A 5,577-nucleotide genomic window follows, 5' to 3' on the forward strand; every position below is an offset into this window, starting at 1 on the left:
ATCGTGATGTTGGTCACTCAGTCGTGTGTTGTTGTTGTTGTTGTTGTTGTTGTTGTTGCTGTCGCTTCGCTTTCGCACAGTTAAAACCGTGTTGCTGTCGCTTCGCTTTCGCACAGATAAAACCGTGTTGCTGTCGCTTCGCTTTCGCACAGATAAATTGCCACAGGGATGTGGCGTTCTTAGACTGAGTTCCTCTATTTCAGCGGGTGTTTGGACACCTGTACCTGTCGCTACGCTTTCGGTACAGAAAACAATTGCTGAAAGAAGTTAAAAATACAGTATCACGATTACAATCTGAATACAATGACTTTTCTGAAAAATCTTTAACACTTTAACTTGCTAATAGGATAGTTCACGATAAAAAAAATAAAATCGCTCTACCCTTATTATCAAAGTTTTTTGATGAATTGATTTTAACAGATTTTTAGAAATGTTTGTATAAAAATTAATTTAACCTAATTTTTATGTAACCAAATAATAAAATATGTCTTGGACTATAGTTCATCCAAGACATGGTTATTTTTCTAATCTAATTCCATTTGTTTCGTTTCTTGTCCTAAGAAAATTACCCCGACAACACCGATAATAATCGCTCCGCAGAAAATCGTGAAGATGAAGCCGATATCATAGCCTGCTGTTAATAAAAATCCTACTAACAAAGGTCCAAAAATACCACCAATACGTCCAACAGCTGCTGCCATTCCTGCACCCGTTCCACGAATAATAGCTGGATACTGCTCTGGTGTATAAGCATAAAGTGCACCCCAAGCCCCTAAGTTAAAGAACGATAAAAACATCCCCGAAGTTAATAGCACTACTATTGTTTCGGCATTACCAAAAATGAAAGCACTTACAGCTGTACCAATTAAATAAGAAACAAGTACAAATTTCCGTCCAAATTTTTCTATAAACCATGCAGCTGTAAAATAACCTGGTAGCTGCGCAAGCGTCATAATGAGAACATATTTAAAGCTCGTAATCATATCAAATCCTTTACTAACCATGACACTAGGTAGCCATAAAAACATACCGTAATACGAGAAAACAACCGTAAACCATAACACCCATAACATAAGTGTCGAGCGTACATATTTTTTTGACCATACTTCTCGAATATTTTGCACAATACTACGTTTCTTAGACTCTGCCTTCACAGCAAATTGAGGTGAATCTGGTAAGTGCCAGCGAAGATAAATTGCATATATTGCTGGAATTGCCGTTAACAATAAAGCAATACGCCATCCCCATGATGGAATAACAAAATACGAAATCAATGCAGCGATTAACCACCCCGCCGCCCAGAAACTTTCCAGTAAAACAACTACTCGCCCACGCTCTTTGGCTTCTACACTCTCAGAAACTAGCGTCGATGCGACTGGCAATTCTCCCCCTAGTCCCATGCCTACTAAAAAGCGTAGTGCCATAAAAGCAGATAATGTAGTTGTAAATGCAGATAAGCCACTGGCAATAGAAAATAATACAAGCGTCCACATAAAAATTTGCTTACGTCCTACTTTATCGGCAAGCACGCCGAAGATAAGAGCTCCTACAGCCATCCCGATTGAGTTGACACTTCCTATCAAACCAGCTTGACTTGGTGTCAATCCCCAATCAACTGCTAATGCTGCAATAACGAATGATAATATTCCTACGTCCATGGCATCGAAAAGCCAGCCAACGCCTGCTACCCTCAAAAGCTTATTGCGAGAAATAGATTGTTGAACCTTATTTGTTGTTACTGTATTTGTCGCCATTCCAACCACCTGTCTTTACACTTGACTTTACATCGTAAGTTTACTATACAGTTGTTTCAAGAAAGTGACAAGCAAAAATTCAAATTACCGAATTGTTTCGACAATTTCTCAAATTCTATTGAAAACATAGGGCAATTTGCGTTAAAATGTCTTTTATACAAAAACAACTGTTCTTTCTATAAGAACAAAAGGAGATCGTAAACGTTATGTGGAAAGGCCTAATTGAGGAATATAAACAATTTTTACCCGTAACAGAAAGTACACCAGCTCTAACTTTAAACGAAGGCAATACGCCTCTTATACATTTAGTAAATTTATCTAAGAAACTTGGCATTGAGCTTTATGGAAAAATCGAAGGTGCAAATCCAACAGGCTCATTTAAAGACCGTGGTATGGTGTTTGCCGTTGCAAAAGCAATTGAAGAAGGTAGCAAATGTGTTATTTGTGCTTCAACAGGTAACACATCAGCCGCAGCGGCAGCTTATGCAACACGTGCTGGAATCCAGTCCATAGTCGTGATCCCTAAAGGAAAAGTAGCTCTTGGTAAGCTAGCCCAAGCGACAATGTACGGAGCAAAAATTATCGAAATCGACGGTAACTTTGATGATGCATTAAATATTGTTCGTCAAGTTAGCGAAACAACTCCAGTGGCACTTGTAAACTCAGTGAATCCATTCCGCATTGAGGGGCAAAAAACCGCATCATTTGAAATTGTAGATGCTTTAGGAAAAGCTCCAGATTATCTTTGCATTCCTGTTGGTAACGCAGGTAACATTACTGCGTACTGGAAAGGCTTTAAAGAATATGATGCAGCAAAAGGCTCTGGTTTACCTAAGATGTTCGGCTTTGAAGCTGAAGGTGCAGCAGCAATTGTAAACGGTGAACCTATTGCTAATCCTGAGACAGTGGCAACAGCTATTCGTATCGGCAATCCCGCAAGCTGGAAATTTGCAGAAGCAGCTCGCGATGAGTCTGGCGGAATTATTGACTCGGTGACAGACGAAGAAATTTTAGCTGCTTATAAGTTAATTGCTGGGACTGAAGGAATTTTCGTTGAACCAGGTTCAGCGGCATCATTAGCAGGCGTTATTAAATCAGTTGAAAACGGCCAGATTGCGAAAGGCTCTAAAGTTGTGACAATTTTCACAGGTAATGGATTGAAAGATCCTGATACTGCCATGAATGTCTCAACTGTAGATGTTGTCTCACTTAAAAACGATGAGGAAGAAATTCGAAAATACATCGAGGGCGTACTATGAGTAACATGTGGCAAATCTCAGTTCCTGGGAGCACTGCCAATCTAGGCCCCGGCTTTGATTCAATAGGGCTAGGCTTATCTCTTTACTTAAAGTTAACCGTGTCTTTACAGGATAGTTGGGAAATTATCCACCTCGATGATAATGGTCCTAAAGAGTTTGAGCTGGAAAAGCACTTACTATACGTGATTGCCCAAAAAATTGCGGACCAATATGGGAAGCAGTTACCTGCCTGCCGTGTTGAAATGGCAAGTGAACTTCCATTAGCCCGTGGTTTGGGGAGTAGTGCAGCTGTCATCGTTGCAGGAATTGAACTAGCTAACCAAGTATGTAATCTAGCCTTAACTGTACAGGATAAACTCAATTTATCCTCACAAATCGAAGGGCATCCAGACAATGCAACAGCCTCGGTATTAGGAGGATTAACAATTTCCTCAATGGATGAAAACGGCGTTGTTGATACATTTCATGTCAATGATATAGAAGCTTCCTTTGTTGTGTATGTACCTGATGTCGAACTAAAAACAAGTGAAGCTCGTTCTGTTTTACCAGAACAATTTGACCGTGCATACGCGGTGAGAGCCTCTGCAAATGCAAATATGCTAGCAGCATCATTAATGGTTCGTGATTTCGAGCATGCAGGTCGTTATATGGAAGCTGATTTTTTTCATGAACCTTTCCGTGCCCAATTAATCCCGCAATATGCAGAAATCCGTGCAGCCGCCAAGGCTAATGGGGCATTTGGAACGGCTTTAAGTGGGGCGGGACCAACAATGATTTCTATCATCCCTACTGCTATTGCGCAAGATTTTGTAAAGGCCATGAAAAATCAATTTCCAGAGCATCAAATTATCGTAACAAAGGCCGATGAATATGGTGTACAGGTAAAATTTGGACGTCTACTACAAAAGTAGACGTTTTTTCTTGAAAGGGGGAAATAGCTTGAAACCAATAATTTTCTGTGATTTTGATGGTACTATTACAGAAACAGATAATATCGTCTCACTAATGTCTCAATTCGTTCCAGAGGAGTCTGAGAAAATTGCTAAGGCAATGATGGAACAAACTATAACCTTTAAAGATGGCATTTCAGCAATGTTCGAGCTATTATCGACTAAACAAAAGGATGCTGTTATCCACTATTTATTAGATACAGCCATTATACGTGAGGGCTTTGGTGATTTCGTTCGTTTTGCACAAGAGAAGCATATTCCGTTTTATATTGTTAGTGGGGGTGTGGACTTTTTCATTGAGCCACTATTAGATAAATACGGCCCATTTTCTGGTATATATTGTAACAGTGCTGATTTTTCCGAACAGCAAATTAAACTCGTCTTTCCAAATAGCTGCGATGAAGAATGTGCGAGATTCGAGACACAGGGTTGTGGTTGCTGCAAGCCAAGCGTTATGCGAAAAGTTACACAGAGCAATCATTTTAAAATTGTGATTGGAGATTCACTTTCTGATTTTGAGGCAGCAAAACAGGCAGATTTAGTACTTGCTAGGGATCATCTTATTAAACGCTGTAAAGACCTCCATCTACCTTATGAGCCCTTTGAAACATTCTATGATTGCTTAGAAGTTGTAAAAAAGCTTATGGAAGTAGACAAGGCTCTTCCATGTAATTGAAAAAATTAAAAAGCTCATCACCATAACGTGTGGTTGATTTCCGTTCCAACTGAGCACTTTCCTGGGGGCTTCCAGTCTCCGCTCCAATCAACTTATATAAATGGCATAACAAAGGGAGCCTCCTCAATAAGGTGGCTCCCTTTCCAAAGTTCATAATTTATTTTTCGCTTTAAAAAGTCTCTTTCGACGTTCGTACCAAAAAACACAAATGATAAACCACGTATAGCCCATACTCCATCCGGCCAATACATCTGAAGCAAAATGACGAGCCCCAGCAATTCGAGACAAACCAATAAGTACAGCTAAAACAACTGCCCCAAGCCAAAGTAATGTCTTACGCCCTCTGCTATTGTTCTCCGAAAAAATATAAGCGACTGTAAATAAGTACAAGATCCCGGTCATAGAATGTCCAGATGGAAAGCTATAGGATGTTAATTGTTCTTCAATCTCCGGTCTTGGTCGTTGCACCCATTTTTTTAATAATTGGTTAAGTACATTCCCACCAGCAATTGTTAACAAAACAAATAATATACCTCGACTATTTTTTACCTTCCACGCTAAATACACTATTAAGACGATAGCTACTAACACTACAAATACCGGTTCTCCTATATAGTGAAAAAATTCTATAAAACGGTTACCGAAAAATAAATCAGCCATTTTCGTATCAAAAGTATTGATTAATTTACTTGGAAAAGTAACTCGTAACACAAAAAAGATAACGAGCGTTAATATCGCTAAAGGATAAGCCCATTTTTTCATAAAATACTTCACCTCAAAACTATACGCTATTATATTTTTCACATCATATCATATTTAAGCTTGTTTGAGGTAATTTGCCTTTTATCCCGCATTAAGGGGCAGTAATAATAATTAACTGCCCCTAATTGCCCGATTGGTGAAGACTAATAATCAGTGGGGTTTATCTCCCCACTAAT

Annotated in this window: 5 protein-coding genes; 3 read left to right on the forward strand and 2 right to left on the reverse strand. The window is 39.2% G+C overall.

The features are described from left to right. Nucleotides 1-524 precede the first annotated feature (524 nt). On the reverse strand, nt 525-1,754 hold the full coding sequence (locus ACFXN8_RS19725) for an MFS transporter (RefSeq protein ID WP_376072504.1): 1,230 nt from the start codon (nt 1,752-1,754) through the stop codon (nt 525-527). Between the two features lie 206 nt (nt 1,755-1,960). Between ACFXN8_RS19725 and thrC the strand changes: the two genes are divergently transcribed. The 3 genes from thrC to ACFXN8_RS19740 are packed head-to-tail and all read left to right on the forward strand — an operon-like array spanning nt 1,961 to nt 4,639. Then, nucleotides 1,961-3,013, forward strand: coding sequence for a threonine synthase (thrC, locus tag ACFXN8_RS19730; protein ID WP_376072501.1), 1,053 nt, complete (start codon nt 1,961-1,963; stop codon nt 3,011-3,013). After that, nucleotides 3,010-3,924 (forward strand): homoserine kinase, encoded by a 915-nt coding sequence (gene thrB, locus ACFXN8_RS19735; RefSeq protein ID WP_386847371.1) that lies wholly within the window; start codon nt 3,010-3,012, stop codon nt 3,922-3,924. The genes thrC and thrB overlap by 4 nt, the downstream gene beginning before the upstream one ends. 28 nt (nt 3,925-3,952) lie before the next feature. Next, entirely contained in the window at nt 3,953-4,639 is a 687-nt protein-coding gene (locus ACFXN8_RS19740) for a 2-hydroxy-3-keto-5-methylthiopentenyl-1-phosphate phosphatase (protein WP_386847372.1), read from the forward strand. 150 nt (nt 4,640-4,789) lie between these two features. Here ACFXN8_RS19740 and ACFXN8_RS19745 read toward each other — a convergent pair whose 3' ends face one another. Then, a complete protein-coding gene (locus ACFXN8_RS19745) occupies nt 4,790-5,401 on the reverse strand; it encodes a phosphatase PAP2 family protein (RefSeq protein WP_386847373.1) in 612 nt (203 codons plus the stop codon). Nucleotides 5,402-5,577: the final 176 nt, after the last annotated feature.

The organism is Lysinibacillus sp. NPDC059133 (assembly GCF_042755925.1).
In the GTDB taxonomy this organism is placed as follows: Bacteria; Bacillota; Bacilli; order Bacillales_A; family Planococcaceae; genus Lysinibacillus.